The sequence below is a fragment of the Pantoea sp. Ep11b genome, from assembly GCF_040783975.1.
Lineage (GTDB): Bacteria > Pseudomonadota > Gammaproteobacteria > Enterobacterales > Enterobacteriaceae > Pantoea.
Genome location: NZ_CP160631.1, coordinates 1,086,549 through 1,107,496, shown reverse-complemented (window position 1 = coordinate 1,107,496; position 20,948 = coordinate 1,086,549). Strand labels below are relative to the sequence as shown.

Genomic DNA, 20,948 nt, shown 5'->3' with positions numbered 1-20,948 from the left:
TTTGCGGGCAGCGCGAAGGGGTCGTCTGAAACAGATAACAGAAGAGGCCGCCCGGGCCTCTTCTGAATGATGATTAGTTTTTCAGGCTGGCTGGCCAGTCGGCTGGCAGCTGGTCAGGCGGGCAGTCCACCACGCTTTCATTGTTTTCACCCACATCACGAATCAGGGTCAGCGTCGCAAACTCATCAATGATTTCGGTGGGATAAGCCGGGCCCGCTTCGCGTAATGCTGCCATCTCTTCCAGATGATCGTTCTGGAAGCAGACTGTTTTTTCAGGATTATTCATTACCCAGCGCGGGAAGAAGATGGTGCCGTGGAAAATTTTGTCGGTCAGGTTAACGGCCAGGCTGACATCCGTACCGGTTGGCTCAGTCCAGGAGACTTTGTAGACGTCCTGCGCCAGACGAACGACATAAACGTGCTGATTTTTAACCCAGCGGTTACCGACCATGCCGCTGTGAATCCGATAGTCGATGGTGCTGGCGTTTTTAATATAAAGCTCGTAGTTCCAGCCGTTGTCATAGGTATAAACCAGATGTTTGCCGACGATGCCTGACAGGTCATGTTTATCAAAAGTGCTCATGATTTATTCCTCATCTGTTTTCGTTGAGAAGATTATTGCGCGTTACAAAAGCGATTAATAACGCTATTTTTAGCACTAAATTATTCAATTTTTAGATGAGTCAGCATGTATAAAACGACGCTTGAGCAGTGGTATCTGCTCGATGAGGTGGTGAATACGGGCAGCTTCGCGCTGGCTGCAGAGAAGAATCATCGCAGCCAGTCCTCGCTGAGCTACCAGCTGGGCCTGCTCCAGCAGCGACTGGGGATGACGCTGCTGGAGCAGGAGGGCCGTCGCGCCGTCCTGAACGCGGAGGGACATCAGCTGCTTGCTCAGGTTCGTCCGCTACTGGTGGGATTCAGTGCGCTGGAGGCCAGGGCGAATGCGCTGCAACGCGGCGAACGTTCGCGCATCGATCTGATGGTTGACGCCACCCTGCCCAAGCCCCTGCTGTTTGATGTGCTCCAGACCTTTCAGCAGCGCTATCCGCATGTCCGCATCTGGTTAAGCGAAATCGTCCGCAGTGAGACGCCGGACAGACTGGCAGAGTATCAGGCCGATCTCTGGCTGGTCGCGCAGTATGGCGCAGAGCCGTTAGCGGGCGAAAGCCTGATGAGCGTCGATTTCGTCGCCGTCGCCCATCGCGACCATCCGCTGCACCGCGAACCGGCCCCGCTGGATGCGGCCACGCTGGCCCGCTGGCCCTGCGTCACCATTCTGGATCGCCAGCAACAGCAGCAGTCAGAGGTTAATGGCGAGCAGGCGGAGAACTGGTCATTTACCACGCTGTCGGCTGCGATTGAAGCGGTTCAGCATCAGTTAGGTTATGGCTGGCTGCCGGAACAGAATATCGCCGCCCTGCTGGAGAGCGGTGAACTCCGCCCTCTGCCGCTGCGCCAGGGCCGCCGGCGCAGCAGTACGCTGGTGATGCATATGAATGAAGAGAGGCTGCCCGGCAACAGCGCCATTGCTGAACTGGCGCAGATGTTTGTTGAACGGGTGGCGCAGGAGAAGCAAAAGGGTAAGCCTTAAATCGCCCTATTTCGGGGTGCGCAAAAGAGAGACGCCACGGTTGCGATTGTTCGGCTACAGCCGCTAACGCGGTGAGGAGAATGTCCTTTTCAGCGCAATATCTTGCCGGGCAGTAGCTGCGTGACTCACCCTCAGATAGCCATTCGCTTTCTCTGTCTTTTTCAGCCGCAGTGCGGAATTACTTTTCAGTCCTGCCGGACTGAGCCGTGATCCGCTCAAGCGCAACCTGCGCTAAAAAGCCCGAACGACTTTTATATTCAGGCTGTGAAGCTACGCAACGATCGATGCGATCAATCAGGGACTTAGGCAGGGTAACATTGATTTTTTCTGAGCCACCCAGCAAACGAATCACATCAACATCGACCAGGGCCCAGATATAACCCTGATAGTCGGGATGGGTTGCCAGCGCCTCAATCGTCGAGACAGCAGGGATCGCATGTCCAAGCTCGACGCATAATTCGATATGCCCGGTTATCGCCTCTTTTGCATTTTTTATCGCTTCATCCAGCGTCTCTCCGGCAGAGAAACATCCGGGTAAATCAGGCACGATGACGCCATAGGCGTGTTCATCATCACCGGCTTCTATTGCAATGGGATAAAACATATCAACCTCTTCGCGCAGGCGGGATTAAATCTTCGCCTGCTTTCTTATGCTTTTTACCGTACCGATGGGTAAGTCCTTTTTGGGGTGAGGCACCGTAACCAGCCCCGGTTTAGCAGGATGAGTAAAATGGTAATGGCTACCGTTTATCCTTATCAGCACCCAGCCATCAGCTCTGATTTATGCAATTAATCTGCTGCTGTCCATTGCGACGTCCTGTCCGTTGCCCGTCAGGATAAAATAACCCCAATAACTCCTCCGGACAACCCCTTAGCAGCACTGCCTCCTGTGTGACCTGAAAAATTTCAGACATCCCGCCCGGCATCCGGCGCAAAAAAAAGCTCCCGTAACGGGAGCTTTTTTTCACTGCGGCAGAAACTTACTTCTTCTTCGCTTTCGCGTTAGGCAGATCGGTGATGCTGCCTTCGAAGATCTCTGCAGCCAGACCGACTGACTCATGCAGGGTCGGGTGAGCGTGGATAGTCAGCGCGATATCTTCCGCATCACAACCCATCTCAATCGCCAGACCGATCTCACCTAACAGCTCGCCGCCGTTGGTGCCGACAATCGCACCACCGATGACACGGTGAGTCTCTTTGTCGAAGATCAGTTTGGTCATGCCTTCTGCACAATCGGAGGCGATCGCACGGCCAGAGGCCGCCCAAGGGAAGGTCGCTGTCTCATAGCTGATACCCTTCTCTTTCGCTTCTTTCTCGGTCAGACCGACCCAGGCAACTTCTGGCTCGGTGTAGGCAATAGAAGGGATTACTTTCGGATCGAAGTAGTGCTTCAGACCGGAGATCACTTCGGCTGCCACATGGCCTTCATGCACACCTTTGTGCGCCAGCATTGGCTGACCGACGATGTCGCCGATAGCGTAGATGTGTGGCACGTTGGTACGCATCTGCTTGTCGACGCGGATGAAGCCACGGTCGTCCACTTCCACGCCCGCTTTACCGGCATCCAGACCTTTACCGTTCGGTACGCGACCGATCGCCACCAGCACGGCATCATAACGCTGCGCTTCGCCCGGTGCTTTTTTCCCTTCCATCGAAACGTAAATGCCATCGTCTTTTGCTTCAACGGCGGTCACTTTGGTTTCCAGCATCAGGTTAAATTTCTTGCTGATTTTCTTGGTAAAGACTTTAACAACGTCTTTATCCGCAGCCGGGATAACCTGGTCGAACATTTCGACCACGTCGATCTCTGAACCCAGCGCATGATACACGGTCGCCATTTCCAGACCGATGATACCGCCACCCATAACCAGCAGGCGCTTCGGCACTTCTTTCAGTTCCAGTGCATCGGTAGAGTCCCAGACGCGTGGATCTTCATGCGGGATGAATGGCAGTTCGATAGGGCGTGAACCCGCAGCGATGATGGCATTATCGAAGTTGATGGTGGTCGCGCCGCCTTCTCCTTCAACCACCAGGGTGTTAGCACCGGTGAATTTGCCCAGGCCGTTAACCACGGTGACTTTACGCCCTTTTGCCATTCCTGACAGGCCGCCAGTCAACTGGTTGATAACCTTCTCTTTCCAGCTGCGAATCTTGTTAATATCAGTAGAGGGCTGACCAAACACAATGCCGTGCTCTTCAAGGGCTTTCGCCTCTTCAATCACTTTGGCAACGTGCAGCAGCGCCTTAGAGGGGATACAACCGACGTTCAGACAAACACCGCCCAGGGTGCTGTAACGCTCAACCAGTACGGTTTCCAGACCTAAATCCGCACAACGGAAGGCTGCAGAGTAACCTGCAGGACCTGCCCCAAGTACCACGACCTGGGTTTTAATCTCTGTACTCATCATGACCTCTTAATTGATATCCGGCGGGTCAGACGTTCTTATAATGCCCTTGTTCCACCGGGACTTTCACCGCAAGAGTTTACAGAATTGTTAACAAACTGCCAACCGCGGCGCGACGAATCGTTAAAGGAAGGCCGGCATCCGCCGGCCTTCTTTACATTTACATAACTAAACGACGAATGTCGGACAGCATATTGCCAACAATGGTGATGAATCTTGCACCATCGGCACCGTCGATTACGCGGTGGTCGAAGGAGAGAGAAATCGGCATCATCAGACGCGGCATAAACTCTTTACCGTTCCATACCGGTTCCATCGCCGACTTAGAGACACCCAGAATAGCCACTTCCGGCGCGTTCACGATCGGCGCGAAGTGTGTGGTGCCCAGGCCACCCAGGCTGGAGATGGTGAAACATCCGCCCTGCATGTCGCCCGCCGTCAGTTTACCGTCACGCGCTTTCTTCGAAATCGCCATCAGTTCACGGGACAGCTCGGTGATGCCCTTCTTGTTCACGTCTTTAAAGACCGGAACTACCAGGCCGTTTGGCGTATCAACCGCCACACCGATGTTGATATATTTTTTCAGCGTCAGTTTCTGCGCATCTTCAGAGAGTGAGCTGTTGAAACGTGGCATCTGCTCCAGCGCAGCCGCCACGGCCTTCATGATGAACACGACAGGCGTGTACTTCACATCCAGCTTGCGCTTCTCTGCTTCCGCATTCTGCTGCTTACGGAAAGCTTCCAGCTCGGTGATATCGGTTTTGTCGAAATGCGTAACGTGCGGGATCATCACCCAGTTACGGCTCAGGTTCGCGCCAGAGATTTTCTGGATGCGACCCAGTTCGACTTCTTCGACTTCGCCAAACTTGCTGAAGTCCACTTTCGGCCACGGCAGCATGCCTGGCAGACCGCCACCGCTGGCAGCAGCCGGTGCCGCTTCAGCGCGCTTCACCGCCTCTTTCACGTAAGTCTGCACGTCTTCTTTCAGAATGCGACCTTTGCGACCGGTGCCTTTGACTTTCGCCAGGTTTACACCGAACTCACGCGCCAGGCGACGGATCACCGGGGTGGCGTGAACGTAAGCGTCGTTCTCTGCGAACTCACCTTTGCTGTCCGTTTTCGCTGCGGCGGGTGCAGGCGCTGTGGCTTTCGCTTCAGGTTTAGCAGCCGGAGCCGGGGCAGCATCCTGCTTCGCCGCCGCAGGTGCTGCTGGCGCAGCCCCTTCGACTTCGAACACCATAATCAGGGAGCCGGTGCTGACTTTATCGCCGGTCGCGACTTTCAGCTCTTTGACCGTCCCCGCAAACGGCGCAGGCACTTCCATTGAGGCTTTATCGCCTTCCACGACGATCAGTGACTGTTCGGCCTCGACTTTGTCGCCGACTTTCACCAGAACCTCGGTGACTTCGACTTCATCACCGCCGATGTCCGGGACGTTAACCTCTTTCGCGCCTGCGGCGGCGGCAGGTGCCGATGCCGCTTCTTCTTTCATCGCTGGCTTCGCGTCAGAGGCCGGTGCTGCGCCTTCTGCTTCAAAGACCATGATGGGTGAACCGGTGCTGACTTTGTCGCCGGTCGAGATGGTGATCTCTTTGACCACGCCCGCGAACGGTGCCGGGACTTCCATCGACGCTTTGTCGCCTTCGACCACGATCAGTGACTGCTCGGCTTCGACTTTATCGCCGACCTTCACCAGAATCTCTGTGACTTCCACTTCGTCACCGCCGATATCCGGCACCGCCACGTCTTTGCTGGCCGTGGCCGCAGCCGCGGCTGGCGCAGGTGCCGCATCCGCTTTCTTCTCCGGGGCAGCGGCAGGGGCGGCTTCCGCAGCGCCCTCTGCTTCAAACATCATGATCAGCGAGCCGGTTTCAACTTTGTCACCGGTAGAGATCTTAATCTCTTTCACTACGCCAGCCTGTGGCGACGGCACTTCCATTGAGGCTTTGTCGCCTTCCACGGTGATCAGCGACTGCTCGGCTTCCACCTTGTCGCCAACTTTCACCAGAATCTCGGTGACTTCAACTTCGTCAGACCCGATATCCGGTACCTTAATTTCGATAGCCATTACTCTCTTACCTCTTAAGCCAGACGCGGGTTAACTTTATCGGCATCGATATTGAATTTGGTGATCGCATCGGCCACCACTTTCTTCTCGATCTCGCCGCGTTTAGCCAGCTCACCCAGCGCGGCAACCACCACATAAGATGCATCAACTTCAAAGTGATGACGCAGATTCTCACGGCTGTCAGAGCGACCAAAACCATCTGTACCCAGTACGCGATAATCGCTGGAAGGGACATAGCTACGAACCTGCTCAGCGAACAGTTTCATGTAGTCGGTTGAGGCGACTGCTGGCGCGTCGTTCATCACCTGAGCGATGTAAGGCACGCGCGCTTCTTCTGTCGGATGCAGCATGTTCCAACGCTCACAATCCTGGCCATCACGCGCCAGTTCGGTGAACGAGGTCACGCTGTAGACATCGGAGCCGATACCGTAATCTTTCGCCAGGATCTGCGCCGCTTCACGCACATGACGCAGGATAGAACCTGAGCCCAGCAGCTGCACTTTGCCCTTGCTGCCCTCTACCGTTTCCAGTTTGTAGATACCCTTACGGATACCCTCTTCCGCGCCCTGCGGCATGGCTGGCATGTGGTAGTTTTCGTTCAGCGTGGTGATGTAGTAGTAAATGTTCTCCTGCGCTTCGCCATACATACGCACCAGACCGTCGTGCATGATGACAGCGACTTCATAGGCGTAAGAAGGATCGTAAGAGATACAGTTCGGGATCGTCAGCGACTGAATGTGGCTGTGACCATCTTCATGCTGCAGACCTTCGCCGTTCAGAGTCGTACGACCCGAGGTGCCGCCGACCAGGAAGCCGCGCGCCTGCTGATCGCCTGCCAGCCACATCAGATCGCCGATACGCTGGAAGCCGAACATGGAGTAGTAGATGTAGAACGGGATCATCGGCAGGTTGTTGGTGCTGTAAGAGGTCGCCGCCGCCAGCCAGGATGAACCTGCGCCCAGCTCGTTGATCCCTTCCTGCAGAATCTGGCCTTTCTCATCTTCTTTGTAGTACGCAACCTGCTCACGGTCCTGCGGCGTATACTGCTGGCCGTTCGGGCTGTAGATACCGATCTGGCGGAACAGACCTTCCATACCAAAGGTACGCGCTTCGTCGGCGAGGATCGGAACCAGACGATCTTTGATCGACTTGTTCTTCAGCATCACGTTCAGGGCACGCACGAAGGCGATGGTGGTGGAGATCTCTTTGTTCTGCTCTTCCAGCAGCGCGCTGAACTCTTCCAGCGCCGGCATTTCCAGCTTTTCAGTGAACTTCGGCTGACGCGTTGGCAGGTAACCGCCTAACTTCTCGCGCTGCGCATGCAGGTAAGTGTGCTCTTCTGAGCCTTTTTCGAAGGTCACATATGGCAGTGATTCGATTTTGTCATCAGCAACCGGCACGTTGAAACGATCACGGATATAGCGCACGCCATCCATGTTCATTTTCTTCACCTGGTGGGCAATGTTTTTGCCTTCCGCGGTGTCGCCCATACCATAGCCTTTGATGGTATGCGCCAGGATCAGGACGGGCTTGCCTTTGGTGTCCTGCGCTTTTTTCAGCGCCGCGTAGATTTTCTTCGGATCGTGACCGCCACGGTTCAGTGACCAGATCTCATCGTCGGACATATCTTTAACCAGCGCCGCGGTTTCCGGATATTTACCGAAGAAGTGCTCACGCACATAGGCACCATCACGGGATTTAAAGGTCTGGTAGTCACCGTCGACGGTTTCGTTCATCAGCTGAATCAGCTTGCCGCTGGTATCTTTGCGCAGCAGCTCATCCCAGCGACCGCCCCAGATGACCTTGATCACTTCCCAGCCAGCACCGGCAAAGATACCTTCCAGCTCGTTGATGATCTTGCCATTACCGGTGACCGGGCCATCCAGACGCTGCAGGTTGCAGTTGATGATGAAGACCAGGTTGTCCAGTTTTTCACGGGTCGCGATGGTGATCGCACCTTTTGATTCCGGCTCATCCATCTCGCCGTCACCCAGGAAGGCGTAAACGGTCTGGGCCGAGGTGTCTTTCAGACCACGGTGTTCCAGATATTTCAGGAACTTCGCCTGGTAGATCGCTGACAGCGGACCCAGACCCATAGAAACGGTCGGGAACTGCCAGAATTCCGGCATCAGTTTCGGATGCGGATAAGAAGAGAGGCCTTTGCCATCCACTTCCTGACGGAAGTTATTCATCTGCTCTTCGGTCAGGCGACCTTCGAGGAACGCACGGGCATAGATGCCCGGAGAGATGTGGCCCTGGAAATAGACCAGATCGCCGCCATCCTTGTCACTGCGCGCACGGAAGAAGTGGTTAAAGCACACTTCATAAATCGTGGCAGAAGACTGGAAGGAGGACATATGGCCACCCAGTTCCAGATCTTTTTTGGATGCGCGCAGCACCGACATGATGGCGTTCCAGCGGATTGCGGAACGGATACGACGTTCAAGAGAGGTGTTGCCCGGATAGTCGGGTTCATCTTCAACGGCAATAGAGTTGATGTAGTTGCTGATTGCAGACGAACCTGCAGCCACATTGACGCCGCCTTTGCGGGCTGCACCCAGTACCTGATCGATCAGATACTGTGCACGTTCAACACCTTCTTCACGGATGACCGATTCGATCGCCTGTAGCCAGTCACGAGTTTCGATCGGATCCACGTCATTGTGTAAACGTTCTGACATGGGTGTGTTCCTTATCTGTGTCTAATACGTTGAATAATCGGGAGCCTGTTAAAGCAGATGCCGGCAGGCTCGTCTGATGTCAGTACGATCTGTGTCGCACGTTATTCCTTACGTTGCTGTAAACGACGCAGGGAGCGTTCACGACGGCTCTGCTCCCGACTTCTGTCCAGCAAGATTTCCTCTATGAACGCCAGGTGACGGTGTGAAGCCTCGCGCGCTTTTTCTGGCTCACGGGCCACAATCGCCTCAAAGATTCTGGCGCGGTGACCGCTCACTTTTGCCAGCATTTCCCGGCGCGAGTAGAGCAATTCGAAATTCTGACGGACGTTTTGTTCCAGCATAGGGCCCATTGAGCGTAGCAAATGCAAAAGCACAACATTATGGGCCGCTTCTGTGACAGCGATCTGATACTGCATCACTGCGTCCGCTTCGGCGTCTAAATCGCCGCTGTCCTGCGCCTGCTGAATGTGGAGATGACAGTCGCGAATGCGCAACAGATCCTCTTCCGTGCCGCGCAGTGCCGCGTAATAGGCGGCGATACCCTCCAGGGCATGGCGCGTTTCCAGCAGGTCAAACTGTGATTCCGGATGGTCGGCGAGAAGCTCAACGAGTGGATCGCTCATGCTTTGCCAGAGATTCTCCTGCACAAACGTTCCGCCACCCTGTCGGCGTAGCAATAATCCTTTGGCTTCCAGCCGCTGGATCGCTTCACGGAGGGATGGACGTGAGACATCGAATTGTTTGGCGAGTTCGCGCTCAGGGAGCAGCTTCTCTCCCGGACGCAGGGTCCCTTCCATGATCAGGGATTCGAGCTGTTGCTCGATAGCGTCAGAGAGCTTGGGTTGGCGAATCTTACTGTAAGCCATCATCCCTTCTTATTAAACCAATCGTCCGGAGTAAATTGGTAATACCAATTGCCAGGGGGCGCCCGTAAAGTAACAAAGTATTCACCTTGTGTCTATATGGTACCGGCCACATTCACATCTCCCCAGGCCTTGTGCTGCCGCTAACCTGCGGTTAAAAAAATGAAAATTCAGCGTTGCGGCAAATGTTAAACAAATGCACTTTTACCAAACCTTACACCCGGTTAGCGGCCCAGTGCAGCGGCAGCCATAAGTGAAAACTATTCGTCATGCGCGGCATTTCGTGGCAGAAGTTTCTCTGATCAGACGTGACGGGGACGGCGTTTTTTCAGTCAACTCTCAGCACAAAAGGCGAAAGCAGGTGCAAAGCGATTCGCTTATCACTATTCTTGTCGCCAGGGTAGCGCATGGCAGCATTCAGCAGGCCAGATACCGTAAAATTATCAATACGTTATTGTAACCACTTCATTACAGCGAACTGCGCTGCGAACGAAGAATAAAAACATCACGAGGTTTGTATGGAACAACAGCAAGGCGAAGCGCTGAAACGTGGTCTTAAGAACCGCCATATTCAGCTCATCGCGCTGGGTGGTGCAGTGGGAACCGGGCTGTTTCTGGGCAGCGCATCGGTTATCGAATCCGCCGGACCGGCCGTTATTCTGGGCTATGCGATCGCCGGTTTTATTGCCTTTTTAATCATGCGCCAGCTGGGCGAGATGGTGGTGGAAGAGCCGGTCGCAGGCAGCTTCAGCCACTTTGCGTATAAATACTGGGGCAACTTTGCCGGCTTCGCTTCTGGCTGGAACTACTGGGTTCTCTACGTGCTGGTTGCGATGGCGGAGCTGACCGCCGTGGGCAAATATATCCAGTTCTGGTGGCCCGATTTTCCGACCTGGGCCTCGGCCGCTATCTTCTTCGTGATGATCAACGCCATCAACCTGACCAACGTTAAGGTGTTCGGTGAGATGGAGTTCTGGTTTGCCATCATCAAAGTGCTGGCGGTGATTGGCATGATCCTCTTTGGTGGCTGGCTGCTGTTCAGCGGTCATGCAGGTCCGCAGGCGACCGTGCGCAACCTCTGGGAACAGGGCGGATTCTTCCCGCACGGCATCGGCGGACTGGTAACCGTGATGGCGATTATCATGTTCTCATTTGGCGGGCTGGAGCTGGTCGGTATCACCGCAGCCGAAGCGGATAATCCGGAAGTAAGCATTCCGAAAGCGACCAACCAGGTGCTGTGGCGCATCCTGATTTTCTACATTGGTTCGCTGGCCGTGCTGCTTTCTCTGATGCCGTGGAATCGCGTCACCTCTGAAGTCAGCCCGTTCGTCTTTATTTTCCATGAGCTGGGCGATGCGATGGTGGCGAATGCGCTGAACGTCGTGATCCTGACGGCGGCGCTGTCGGTCTATAACAGCTGCGTCTACTGCAACAGCCGTATGCTGTTTGGTCTGGCACAGCAGGGTAACGCACCCAAAGCGCTGCTGAAGGTGGATCGCCGCGGCGTGCCGGTGTTAACCATTCTGGTTTCAGCCGTCGCTACTGCGCTCTGCGTATTGATCAACTATCTGATGCCAGGCGAAGCTTTTGGACTGCTGATGTCACTGGTGGTCTCTGCGCTGGTGATTAACTGGGCGATGATCAGCCTGGCGCACCTGAAGTTCCGTCGTAAGAAAGATCAGCAGGGCGTCACGACCCGCTTTAAAGCGCTGCTCTATCCGGCGGGGAACTGGATTTGCCTGGTCTTCATGGCGGCGATTCTGGTGCTGATGGCGACCACGCCGGGCATGGCGATCTCCGTCTGGCTGATCCCGGTCTGGCTGGTGATTCTGGCTATCGGCTACTTCATTAAGAACAAAACACAGCAAGCCTGATGCGCTGATGCGGAGTGCAACCTTCGGTGAAGGTTGCACTCTTTCTCGCCGCGCAACCCGCCTTTTCTGGCCTGATCCAGTTCACACTTATTTCTCCGCACCTGTTTAATCCATCTTCACGACGAATTACTCCCGTTCATCCCGCTGACATAATGCCAATAATTCCTGTTCACACTGGATGCGCAGGAAAAATCTCATGAAAGATGGAGCCCTCTCGTTTCGGGAAAAACTGGGATATGGCATGGGCGATGCCGGATGCAACATGATTGGCGGGGCCATCATGCTGTTCCTGAACTACTTCTACACCGATGTTTTTGGCCTTGCTCCGGCGCTGGTGGGCACCCTGCTGCTGTCGGTCAGGGTACTGGATGCGGTCACCGACCCGATTATGGGCGCGATCGCCGATCGTACCCAGAGTCGCTGGGGACGTTTTCGCCCCTGGCTGCTGTGGGTTTCCGTGCCCTACGTGCTGTTCAGCATCCTGATGTTTACCACCCCCGACTGGACGTATCACAACAAGGTCATCTGGGCCTTTGTGACCTACTTCCTGATGTCGCTGACCTACACCGCCATCAACATCCCCTACTGCTCGCTGGGCGGCGTGATTACCAACGATCCCGGTGAGCGCGTCTCCTGCCAGTCGTACCGTTTTGTGATGGTCGGTATCGCCACGCTGATACTCTCCATGTCGCTGCTGCCGATGGCGGAATGGTTTGGCGGCGCAGATAAAGCCCGCGGTTATCAGATGGCGATGACAGTCCTCGCTACCATCGGACTGGCGATGTTTCTCTTCTGTTTTGCGACGGTTCGTGAACGTATCCACCCTGCCGTGCCGAGCAACGATGACCTGAAAAAAGATCTGCGTGACGTCTGGAAGAACGACCAGTGGGTGCGTATTCTGCTGCTGACCTTCTGTAATGTCTGCCCCGGCTTTATCCGCATGGCGGCCACCATGTATTACGTGACCTGGGTCATGGGTCAGTCAACCCACTTCGCCACGCTGTTTATCAGCCTGGGAGTGATTGGCATGATGGTCGGCAGCACACTGGCGAAACTCCTCACCGATCGTTGGTGCAAACTCAAAGTCTTCTTCTGGACCAATATCGCGCTGGCTCTCTTCTCCAGTGGTTTTTACTGGATCGATCCTCACGCCACGGTAATGGTGGTCGTCGCCTACTTTGTGCTGAATATCCTGCATCAGATCCCGTCACCGCTGCACTGGTCACTGATGGCCGATGTGGATGACTACGGCGAATGGAAAACCGGTAAACGCATCACCGGCATCAGCTTCTCCGGCAACCTCTTCTTCCTCAAGGTGGGACTGGCCGTCGCCGGTGCGATGGTCGGCTTTCTGCTGTCGATCTATGGCTACAACGCGGGGGCAAAACAGCAGTCGCCGGAGGCGATTAACGGCATCATGCTGTTGTTCACCGTTATTCCGGGCGTCGGCTATCTGATTACCGCTGGCGTGGTCAGGCTGCTGAAGGTTGACCGCAAAATGATGCTTACTATTCAGCAGGATCTCGCCCTGCGCCGCCAGAATTTCCGTGAGTTGCACTCGGTTCGCCTGCGCGACGAGGCGGTCACCCCAACCGGAGAGGTAAAATGATGACAGCCTGGCCAAACCCCTTTATTACGCAGCGCGCCGACCCCTTTATCCTGCACCATGATCAGCACTACTATTTCGTGGCCTCGGTCCCGGAGTATGACCGGCTTGAGATCCGCCGCGCCACCACGCTGGCAGGCCTGCGCAGTGCCGCAGCGGTGGTGGTCTGGCACAAGCCAGAGAGCGGCCCCTGCAGCGAATTAATCTGGGCGCCCGAACTGCACTACATTGAAGGTCAGTGGGTGATCTATTTCGCTGCTGCTCCCACACGCGACATCAAAGAGGGACTGTTTCAGCACCGGATGTACGCGCTGGTCTGTGACGCCGACGATCCCCTGCAGGGGCCATGGCAGCCCTGCCGCCGTGTCTTCAGTCAGTTTGACAGCTTCTCGCTGGATGCCACCCACTTCGTTCATCAGGGCAAAAACTGGTATCTCTGGGCGCAGAAGGATCCCCTGATTCCCGGTAACTCCAACCTCTATCTGGCCGAATTACTGAATCCCTGGACGCTGAAAGGCACGCCGGTCATGCTGAGCCGGCCGGAATATGAGTGGGAGTGTGCAGGGTTTAGCGTCAATGAAGGACCGGCGGCGATCCGTCACGGCGATCGGCTGTTTGTGACCTACTCCGCCAGTGCTACTGATGAGAATTACTGCCTGGGCCTTCTGTCGATTGACGCTGATGCTGACCCGCTGGATGTTTCTGCCTGGCAGAAATCTGCCCGGCCGGTGTTTGCGTCCAGCTGGGACAACCATCAGTATGGGCCGGGTCACAACAGTTTTACCCGCGATGAAGAGGGGCGCGACGTGCTGGTGTACCACGCCCGCAACTACACGGAAATTGAGGGCGATCCGCTCTGGGATCCGAACCGCCATACTCGTCTGAAATATTTCCACTGGCGGGAAGATGGCACACCCGATTTTGGTGTGCCCCCCGCTGATCACACCAGCGTGCCGTAAATCGTCAGCAACGCCACGGCGACCACCAGCACCAGTGAGGTCCGCTTCGCTAACGCCACGGCAACCCGTGGCGTTTCAACTTTGTCGGTATGCGGGTCGCGCGACAGGGAGAACTGAGCCAGCGTCGTCAGCACCTGATACTGAGAGCGATGGCGGTCGGTCAGCGAGGCAAACCAGGCAGGCAGCGCTTTCTCGCCGTGGCCCAGCAGCGCGTAAGCTACGCCCGCCAGCCGCACCGGGATCCAGTCAAGCAGGTGCAGAATCGCATCCACACCTGATTGCGCACGCGCCATCGGCGTGCCCTGCTTTGCCAGCCAGCTTTGCCAGGCGCGCAGAAATGCGTAGCCCACCAGCAGCACCGGCCCCCAGGGGCCGCCCACCACCAGCCAGAACATCGGGGCCAGATAGAAGCGGAAGTTTATCCAGATCAGGGCGTTCTGAAGTTCACGCAGAAATTCGCGTTCGCTGCACTCCACCGGTACACCGTGGATCAGCGTCAGCTCGGCCGCCATCGCCTGATGCGCCGCCTCATCGTCATGACTGGCGGCTTTCAGATAGTGGTGATAGTGCTGACGAACCGAACCGGCACCGATGCAGAGCAGGCCGGTGACGATCCAGAACAGCAGCTGCAGCACGCCGAACAGCAGCCCTTTCAGGCTCCAGATCACCAGTGCGGTCAGCGCCATCGCCAGCACGGTCATCAGCAATGTGCGCACCAGCGAGAAATGACGGCGATGGCGAAAAACCGGCTCCAGCCGATGGTCGAGCTGCCAGTGCTCGCCCAGTTTAAACAGGCGCTCCCAGCCTAAAACTAACAACAAGGTAAACAACGTCATACTGACCCCGCAAAAATCAGGATGTGGGCTGCGTTAACAGCTGTCTGTAATAGTCCCAGTCAAAAGCAGGTCCGGGATCGGTTTTGCGTACCGGTGCGATATCGCTATGCCCCGTGATACGTGAAGGCGTTAATGGATAGTGCTGCAGCAGCAACTGCGTCACCTGCTGCAGGGCCCGATATTGCGCCCCGGTATAAGGCTCACTGTCTGTCCCTTCCAGCTCGATGCCTATTGAGAAGTCGTTGCAGTTTTCACGGCCCTCAAACTGCGATACCCCGGCATGCCAGGCGCGTTTATCAAAAGAGACATACTGCACGATCTCCCCGTCACGACGGATCAGGCAGTGTGCCGCCACTTTCAGGGCGGCGATATCGGCAAAGTAGGGATGGGCATCAGGCGGCAGTGTGCCGGTAAAGAGATGATCGATCCACGGCCCGCCAAATTCACCCGGTGGCAGGCTGATATTGTGGATCACCAGCAGCGAAGGCGCCTCATCGTCAGGGCGTTCGTTGCAATGTGTTGAGGGGACGTGACGCACCCCGGTCAGCCAGCCCTGTTTGATTTTCATACCGGATTCCTTGTTCTGCCTGGATGAGAATAGCATGAATAATAAAGGATTCTTGCCTCTTAGTGTGTCCGGGTTGTTACGAATGGGCGCATCAAGTTAAGTATACTAAACAAAATCAGCGTCAGATCTGGTACAGCGTGGCGGTTCAGGCTATTGTGACCGCCTCTGTTACTGCACTTTTATAAGGTAAAACGACTATGTCATCTCGTGGTTATGATCCGGACAGCCGCCGTCAGGCATTGATTAAACGCGTGAAAAGTGACATCCCGGATGCTGTCGCACTGGCGTTAAAAGAGGATCTCGGCGGCGAGATTGACGCTGACCGCGATATTACCGCCCGCCTATTGCCAGCCGATACCCAGGCTCACGCCCAGGTGATCACCCGCGAAAACGGTGTTTTCTGTGGTAAACGCTGGGTAGAAGAGGTGTTTATTCAGCTTGGCTCCCACGCGACTCTGAACTGGCATGTTGAAGATGGCGATGCGGTGAAAGCCGATCAGCTGCTGTTTGAGATCACCGGTCCGGCCCGGCTGCTGCTGACCGCCGAGCGTACGGCGCTTAACTTTGTGCAGACGCTTTCAGGCGTGGCCACCGAGGTGAGCCGCTACGTAGCTCTGCTGGCGGGCAGCCAGACGCAGTTGCTCGACACGCGCAAAACCCTGCCCGGCCTCCGTACCGCACTGAAATATGCCGTACTCTGCGGCGGCGGTCAGAATCACCGGCTGGGCCTCTCCGATGCTTATCTGATCAAAGAGAATCATATTATCGCCAGTGGTTCGATCCAGCAGGCGGTGGAACGCGCGCAATGGCTGCAGCCTGATGTGCCGGTCGAGGTTGAGGTGGAGTCGCTGGAGGAGTTACGGCAGGCGCTGGAGGCCGGCGCCGATATCGTTATGCTGGATAACTTCAGCCTGGACGACATGCGCGCCGCCGTCGCGCTCAATCAGGGGCGGACACTGCTGGAGGTCTCCGGTAACGTGACGGAAACCACCCTGCCGCAGATCGCCCTGACCGGCGTGGATTATGTGTCGGTCGGTGCGCTGACCAAGCATGTACGGGCACTGGATCTCTCTATGCGTTTTAGACAGCAGTAACCTGCCCTGCCGTCATCCGGGACGGCAATTTTGCGACCCTGCTTCCGGCGCAGTTTCGACTGCGCTGCAATGCTGAAATCTCTCTGCAGCCCGCTTTCCGGTTCGCTTCTCGCGCACTGTCTTTCATCACCCGTGATTTTTACCCTGTTGTCTTCTTAATCAGGAGACGATGTGATGATGAATCAACGTGGATTTACCCTGGTGGAACTGATGATTGTGGTGGGGATTGTGGCGATCTTAAGCGCCATCGGCCTGCCCGCGTATCAGAACTACCTGCAACGGGCAGCCCTGACCGATATGCTCCAGACGATGGTGCCCTACAAAACGGCAGTAGAGCTGTGTGCAATGGAACACGGCGGCCCTGCACAGTGCCAGGCCGGAGAAGCGGGCATTCCCGCCGCCCGCGGCTCACGCTATGTCTCCGCTCTTAGCGTGGCAAGCGGGGTGATTACCCTGACCGGTCAGGAGAGTCTGAATGGCCTGAGTGTCGAAATGGTGCCGATCTGGGACAGCAGCGAGGGCGGCATCAGCTGGCAGCGGAGCTGCACCAGCAGCAACAGCAGCCTGCGTGACAATTGTCTGGCGCAGTTCCGCTTCGCGGATAAAGGAGCCAGCGATGGAGAAGCCTGATGCCGCAATTGCGGCTCTGTGTCAGCGCTATCGCGCCGTGGTTCTGCACCATGACGCCAGCAATCTGCGCGTTGCCGTGGCGGAGAGTGCGCCGCCGGGCCTGGCTGAAGCCCTTCATTTTGCCAGCCAGTGCCAGATTGAGATCGAATGCTGGCCGCAGGCCCGGCTCGACCAGCGCCAGCATGCGGATACGCCTCTGGTCGCGCGTGAAGCACCACCGGCAGAGTCAGCCGTTGAGGCGACGCAGCTGATCCTGCGTCAGGCCCTGGAGCGTCGTGCCTCGGATATTCATATCGAACCCGGCCGCGAGGGGCTGCGCGTGCGACTGCGTATCGACGGCGTTCTGCATCCTCTCTCCGCCCTGCCCGCCATTCCGCCTGCGGCGCTGCTGGCACGACTGAAAATCCTCGGCGGGCTGGATATCGCCGAACGCCGGTTGCCGCAGGATGGTCAGTTCAGTCTGGAGATCGCCGGAAAACCAGCCTCCTTTCGCCTGGCTACGCTACCCGTCTATGGCGGCGAAAAAGCCGTGGTCCGGCTGCTGCAGAGTGAAGGCGCAGCGCTGTCACTGGATAAGCTTGGCCTCCCCGCGGCCCAGCTCAGGCTGTTCTGCGCCGCGCTTGCCCAGCCGCAGGGGCTGATACTGGTGACCGGCCCGACCGGCAGCGGCAAGACGTTTACGCTCTATAGCGGACTCAGCGCCCTGAATACCCCGGAGAAGAACCTGTGCAGCGTGGAAGACCCCGTTGAGATCCCGTTACCCGGCATTAACCAGACGCAGATCCATACAAAAAACGGCCTCGATTTTAACCGCGTGCTGCGGGCGCTGCTGAGACAGGACCCGGATGTGATTATGGTGGGCGAAATCCGGGATGCAGAAACGGCAGAGATTGCAGTGAAAGCTGCGCAGACCGGCCATCTGGTGCTGTCGACGCTGCACACTAACTCCACTGCCGAAACTCTGACCCGACTGCGTCAGATGGGCATCCCCGGCTATCTTCTGGGCCCGGCGCTGAAACTGATCGTTGCTCAGCGTCTGGTGCGGCGGCTCTGTCCGCACTGCCGCCAGCCTGCTCAGGCCGTGGCGCACTATCCTCCCGACCTCTGGCCCGGCACACTGCAGACCTGGCGCGCGCCCGGCTGCGACCACTGTTTTTCCGGCTATTTTGGCCGACTGGCCCTGTTTGAACTGCTGCCGATCAATGCCCGGTTACAAAATGCGATCGCCGCCGATATGCCGCTGGATAATCTGCTCACGCTGGCAAAACAGCAGGGTCTGCGTACCCTGCTGGTGTCTGGCCTGGAAGCGGTAAGCCGGGGCGATACCTCGCTGGAAGAGATGCAACGGGTGATTGGACTGGATGATGGATAATACCTGTTTATATCGCTGGCAGGCGGTTGATAGCCAGGGTCAGTTGTGCAGCGGCCAGCTGCTGGCGATCGACAGTGATAATCTGCTGCTGATGCTGGCGCAACGTGATCTTCTGCCGGGGAGCTGGAAGAGAGAGAAAGTCTGGCCTCAGAAAGCGTGGAAATGGCAGCCCAGGGTCGACCTGATCAGGCAACTGGCTACCCTGCTTAAGGCGGGCCTGCCGCTGGCAGAGAGCCTCGCTTTGCTGGCGGAAGGCCATCCGCATCCCGGCTGGCGGGCGCTGATGCGTGCGCTGCATCATCGGGTGCTCAGCGGTGCGCCATTTTCACAGGCGTTGCGGGAATGGCCGCAGATCTTCCCGGCGCTCTATCCGGCCCTGATGGAGGTCGGCGAGCTGACCGGTCAGCTGGATGTCTGTTGCAGCGAACTGGCCCGGCAGCAGAGCCGGCAGCAGCAGTTACGTCATCAGGTCACGAAGGCGCTGCGCTATCCGCTGTTTATCCTGCTGGTGGCAATGGCCGTCACCTGCGGCATGCTGCTGTTTGTGCTGCCGGAGTTTGTCGCCGTGTATGCCTCTTTCGATGCGCCGCTGCCCGCCTTTACGGCCGCGGTTATGCAGTTATCTGCGGGACTTCAGGCCTGGGGCGCGGTGGCAGCCACCGGCATCTCGCTGCTGCTGGTGGCCTGGCATCAGCTGCGACGGCGCTCTGCGGGCTGGCAACGCCGTGAGCAGGCTATCTTTCTGCGTATCCCCCTGCTGTCCGGGCTGTGGCGGGGCGCACAACTGACGCAGATCTATACCATTCTCAATCTGACACAGCGCGCAGGCCTGACGCTGTTGCAGGGCCTGACCGCCGTAGAAGTGACGCTCTCCTCCCTGCTGTGGCAGGAGGCGATCGCCGGCCTGCAGCAGCACATTGCTCAGGGGAATCCGCTCCATCAGGCGCTCATCCATCATCCCCTGTTCACCCCGTTATGCAGTCAGCTGATACGGGTCGGCGAAGAGGCGGGTGCACTGGATCTGATGCTGGCCCGTCTGGCGGAGTGGCATGAAACGGAAACCCGTGAACGCGCGGATACGCTGGCGGCCTCGCTGGAACCGATGATGATGATAGTGACTGGCGGCATTGTCGGTACGCTGGTGATTGCGATGTACCTGCCGGTCTTCGGGCTGGGCGATGCGATACATTAAGGGGCGCAAGCCTGCGCCCCCCAATCCTACCGGTTGAAAACGCGGTTTTCCTGCTCGTTAACGCGGATAAAGGTGGTGCGCTTGGTTAGCTCTTTCAGGCGCTCCGCTCCGACATACGTGCAGGCGGAACGCAGTCCACCCAGAATGTCGCGGGCGGTGTCATCCACCGGGCCGCGTAACGGCAGCTTCACGGTCTTACCTTCCGCTGCGCGGTACTGCGCGACACCACCGACGTGACGCTTCATCGCTGACTCAGAGCTCATGCCGTAGAAGAGCATAAAACTTTCGCCATTTTCTTCGACGATCTGCCCTTCACATTCATCATGCGCCGCCAGCATTCCGCCCAGCATCACGAAGTCTGCTCCGCCGCCAAACGCCTTGGCGATGTCGCCGGGCACAGAACAGCCACCATCGCTGACGATCTGTCCGCTCAGGCCATGCGCCGCATCAGCACACTCAATAACGGCCGACAGCTGCGGATAACCGACACCGGTTTTTACCCGGGTGGTGCAGACTGAGCCGGGGCCGATGCCAACCTTCACGATATCCGCGCCAGAGAGGATCAGCTCTTCCACCATTTCGCCCGTGACCACGTTACCGGCACAAATCGTTTTGGTCGGAAACATCTCACGCGCCCGCTGCAGAAAATCGACAAAATGCTGCGAGTAGCCGTTAGCGACATCGATGCAGATAAACTGCAAATCCTGAGACAGCGCCATAATTGCAACCAGCTTACTGAGATCGGCCTCTGAGGTCCCGGTCGATACCATGACCTGCTTCAGTACCGCGGCGGGCACGCGCTGAATAAAAGCGCGCCACTCATCGACGCTGTAATGTTTGTGAACCGCGGTGAGGATATTGAAGCTGGACAGCGCCTCGGCCATCGAAAAGGTGCCGACGGTGTCCATGTTGGCGGCGATGATCGGCACGCCGCTCCAGCGCAGTCCCGAATGACGGAAGGTAAAGCTGCGTTCCAGCTCAACCTGCGAGCGGCTTTTCAGCGTGGAGCGTTTTGGGCGGATTAACACATCTTTAAAGCCCAGTTTCAGATCTTCTTCGATACGCATAAACAGTGTCCTGGTAAGTGGCAATGAATCGTTCTTCACGAAATAAGCACAGCTCCAGTGACGTTATGATACGCGCCTCCTGCGTTGCGACAAGACTGCGAATTTCACTTTATTTACGCTACAATCCGTTAAATTTAGT

General features: G+C 56.8%; 18 protein-coding genes. 8 read left to right on the top strand and 10 right to left on the bottom strand.

The genetic code is table 11. The features are described 5' to 3' along the window. Positions 1-73: 73 nt before the first annotated feature. Positions 74-583 carry a phenolic acid decarboxylase gene (locus AB1748_RS05075; RefSeq protein ID WP_111140845.1) on the bottom strand — a complete coding sequence of 170 codons (510 nt, stop codon included), beginning with the start codon at positions 581-583 and terminating at the stop codon, positions 74-76. Between the two features lie 105 nt (positions 584-688). Here AB1748_RS05075 and AB1748_RS05070 point away from each other — a divergent pair, with 105 nt between their 5' ends. After that, positions 689-1,594: a LysR family transcriptional regulator gene (locus AB1748_RS05070; protein ID WP_367396083.1), complete on the top strand. Its 906-nt coding sequence runs from the start codon at positions 689-691 to the stop codon at positions 1,592-1,594. A gap of 178 nt (positions 1,595-1,772) precedes the next feature. Here AB1748_RS05070 and AB1748_RS05065 read toward each other — a convergent pair whose 3' ends face one another. The 6 genes from AB1748_RS05065 to pdhR form a co-directional block, all read right to left on the bottom strand. Then, positions 1,773-2,198, bottom strand: a complete 426-nt coding sequence (locus tag AB1748_RS05065; RefSeq protein ID WP_111140843.1) for a type II toxin-antitoxin system HicB family antitoxin — start codon at positions 2,196-2,198, stop codon at positions 1,773-1,775. Positions 2,199-2,222: 24 nt separating this feature from the next. After that, entirely contained in the window at positions 2,223-2,375 is a 153-nt protein-coding gene (locus AB1748_RS05060; RefSeq protein ID WP_233498998.1) for a type II toxin-antitoxin system HicA family toxin, read from the bottom strand. 199 nt (positions 2,376-2,574) lie between these two features. Beyond that, a complete protein-coding gene (lpdA, locus tag AB1748_RS05055; RefSeq protein ID WP_111140842.1) occupies positions 2,575-3,999 on the bottom strand; it encodes a dihydrolipoyl dehydrogenase in 1,425 nt (474 codons plus the stop codon). Positions 4,000-4,159: 160 nt separating this feature from the next. Beyond that, positions 4,160-6,067, bottom strand: coding sequence for a pyruvate dehydrogenase complex dihydrolipoyllysine-residue acetyltransferase (aceF, locus tag AB1748_RS05050; protein ID WP_367396082.1), 1,908 nt, complete (start codon positions 6,065-6,067; stop codon positions 4,160-4,162). A 14-nt stretch (positions 6,068-6,081) separates the two neighbouring features. Beyond that, positions 6,082-8,748 (bottom strand): pyruvate dehydrogenase (acetyl-transferring), homodimeric type, encoded by a 2,667-nt coding sequence (gene aceE / locus AB1748_RS05045; protein WP_293774796.1) that lies wholly within the window; start codon positions 8,746-8,748, stop codon positions 6,082-6,084. 101 nt (positions 8,749-8,849) lie between these two features. After that, a complete protein-coding gene (gene pdhR / locus AB1748_RS05040) occupies positions 8,850-9,614 on the bottom strand; it encodes a pyruvate dehydrogenase complex transcriptional repressor PdhR (RefSeq protein ID WP_111139429.1) in 765 nt (254 codons plus the stop codon). Positions 9,615-10,129: 515 nt separating this feature from the next. On the opposite strand from pdhR, the gene aroP reads away from it, so the two are divergent. From aroP to AB1748_RS05025, 3 genes are all read left to right on the top strand, one after another. Then, entirely contained in the window at positions 10,130-11,485 is a 1,356-nt protein-coding gene (gene aroP, locus AB1748_RS05035; protein WP_111139428.1) for an aromatic amino acid transporter AroP, read from the top strand. 196 nt (positions 11,486-11,681) lie between these two features. After that, on the top strand, positions 11,682-13,094 hold the full coding sequence (locus tag AB1748_RS05030) for a glycoside-pentoside-hexuronide (GPH):cation symporter (protein ID WP_111139427.1): 1,413 nt from the start codon (positions 11,682-11,684) through the stop codon (positions 13,092-13,094). Continuing rightward, entirely contained in the window at positions 13,091-14,050 is a 960-nt protein-coding gene (locus tag AB1748_RS05025) for a family 43 glycosylhydrolase (protein WP_293774792.1), read from the top strand. Before AB1748_RS05030 ends, AB1748_RS05025 begins: the two co-directional genes overlap by 4 nt. Here AB1748_RS05025 and ampE read toward each other — a convergent pair. Beyond that, on the bottom strand, positions 14,032-14,886 hold the full coding sequence (ampE, locus tag AB1748_RS05020; RefSeq protein WP_111139425.1) for a beta-lactamase regulator AmpE: 855 nt from the start codon (positions 14,884-14,886) through the stop codon (positions 14,032-14,034). The two genes, AB1748_RS05025 and ampE, sit on opposite strands and share 19 nt — an antisense overlap. Before the next feature lie 16 nt (positions 14,887-14,902). Beyond that, entirely contained in the window at positions 14,903-15,454 is a 552-nt protein-coding gene (gene ampD / locus AB1748_RS05015; protein WP_111139424.1) for a 1,6-anhydro-N-acetylmuramyl-L-alanine amidase AmpD, read from the bottom strand. A 197-nt stretch (positions 15,455-15,651) separates the two neighbouring features. Between ampD and nadC the strand changes: the two genes are divergently transcribed. The 4 genes from nadC to hofC all read left to right on the top strand — a co-directional run bounded on the left by nadC (position 15,652) and on the right by hofC (position 19,742). After that, entirely contained in the window at positions 15,652-16,548 is an 897-nt protein-coding gene (gene nadC, locus AB1748_RS05010; RefSeq protein ID WP_367396081.1) for a carboxylating nicotinate-nucleotide diphosphorylase, read from the top strand. Positions 16,549-16,722: 174 nt separating this feature from the next. After that, positions 16,723-17,178, top strand: coding sequence for a prepilin peptidase-dependent pilin (gene ppdD, locus AB1748_RS05005; RefSeq protein ID WP_111139422.1), 456 nt, complete (start codon positions 16,723-16,725; stop codon positions 17,176-17,178). Then, on the top strand, positions 17,165-18,550 hold the full coding sequence (gene gspE / locus AB1748_RS05000; protein WP_111139421.1) for a type II secretion system protein GspE: 1,386 nt from the start codon (positions 17,165-17,167) through the stop codon (positions 18,548-18,550). The genes ppdD and gspE overlap by 14 nt, the downstream gene beginning before the upstream one ends. Then, entirely contained in the window at positions 18,543-19,742 is a 1,200-nt protein-coding gene (gene hofC / locus AB1748_RS04995) for a protein transport protein HofC (RefSeq protein ID WP_367396319.1), read from the top strand. Before gspE ends, hofC begins: the two co-directional genes overlap by 8 nt. 26 nt (positions 19,743-19,768) lie before the next feature. Here the strand turns inward: hofC and AB1748_RS04990 are convergent, their stop codons facing one another. Continuing rightward, positions 19,769-20,809, bottom strand: coding sequence for a GMP reductase (locus AB1748_RS04990; RefSeq protein ID WP_293774786.1), 1,041 nt, complete (start codon positions 20,807-20,809; stop codon positions 19,769-19,771). Positions 20,810-20,948: the final 139 nt, after the last annotated feature.

Excerpts from the sequence above, each read along its gene's own strand:
- AB1748_RS05075 (WP_111140845.1), bottom strand. The coding sequence starts at position 583 with ATGAGCACTTTTGATAAACATGACCTGTCAGGCATCGTCGGCAAACAT.
- AB1748_RS05070 (WP_367396083.1), top strand. The coding sequence starts at position 689 with ATGTATAAAACGACGCTTGAGCAGTGGTATCTGCTCGATGAGGTGGTG.
- AB1748_RS05065 (WP_111140843.1), bottom strand. The coding sequence starts at position 2,198 with ATGTTTTATCCCATTGCAATAGAAGCCGGTGATGATGAACACGCCTAT.
- lpdA (WP_111140842.1), bottom strand. The coding sequence starts at position 3,999 with ATGAGTACAGAGATTAAAACCCAGGTCGTGGTACTTGGGGCAGGTCCT.
- aceF (WP_367396082.1), bottom strand. The coding sequence starts at position 6,067 with ATGGCTATCGAAATTAAGGTACCGGATATCGGGTCTGACGAAGTTGAA.
- aceE (WP_293774796.1), bottom strand. The coding sequence starts at position 8,748 with ATGTCAGAACGTTTACACAATGACGTGGATCCGATCGAAACTCGTGAC.
- pdhR (WP_111139429.1), bottom strand. The coding sequence starts at position 9,614 with ATGGCTTACAGTAAGATTCGCCAACCCAAGCTCTCTGACGCTATCGAG.
- aroP (WP_111139428.1), top strand. The coding sequence starts at position 10,130 with ATGGAACAACAGCAAGGCGAAGCGCTGAAACGTGGTCTTAAGAACCGC.
- AB1748_RS05030 (WP_111139427.1), top strand. The coding sequence starts at position 11,682 with ATGAAAGATGGAGCCCTCTCGTTTCGGGAAAAACTGGGATATGGCATG.
- AB1748_RS05025 (WP_293774792.1), top strand. The coding sequence starts at position 13,091 with ATGATGACAGCCTGGCCAAACCCCTTTATTACGCAGCGCGCCGACCCC.
- ampE (WP_111139425.1), bottom strand. The coding sequence starts at position 14,886 with ATGACGTTGTTTACCTTGTTGTTAGTTTTAGGCTGGGAGCGCCTGTTT.
- ampD (WP_111139424.1), bottom strand. The coding sequence starts at position 15,454 with ATGAAAATCAAACAGGGCTGGCTGACCGGGGTGCGTCACGTCCCCTCA.
- nadC (WP_367396081.1), top strand. The coding sequence starts at position 15,652 with ATGTCATCTCGTGGTTATGATCCGGACAGCCGCCGTCAGGCATTGATT.
- ppdD (WP_111139422.1), top strand. The coding sequence starts at position 16,723 with ATGATGAATCAACGTGGATTTACCCTGGTGGAACTGATGATTGTGGTG.
- gspE (WP_111139421.1), top strand. The coding sequence starts at position 17,165 with ATGGAGAAGCCTGATGCCGCAATTGCGGCTCTGTGTCAGCGCTATCGC.
- hofC (WP_367396319.1), top strand. The coding sequence starts at position 18,543 with ATGGATAATACCTGTTTATATCGCTGGCAGGCGGTTGATAGCCAGGGT.
- AB1748_RS04990 (WP_293774786.1), bottom strand. The coding sequence starts at position 20,809 with ATGCGTATCGAAGAAGATCTGAAACTGGGCTTTAAAGATGTGTTAATC.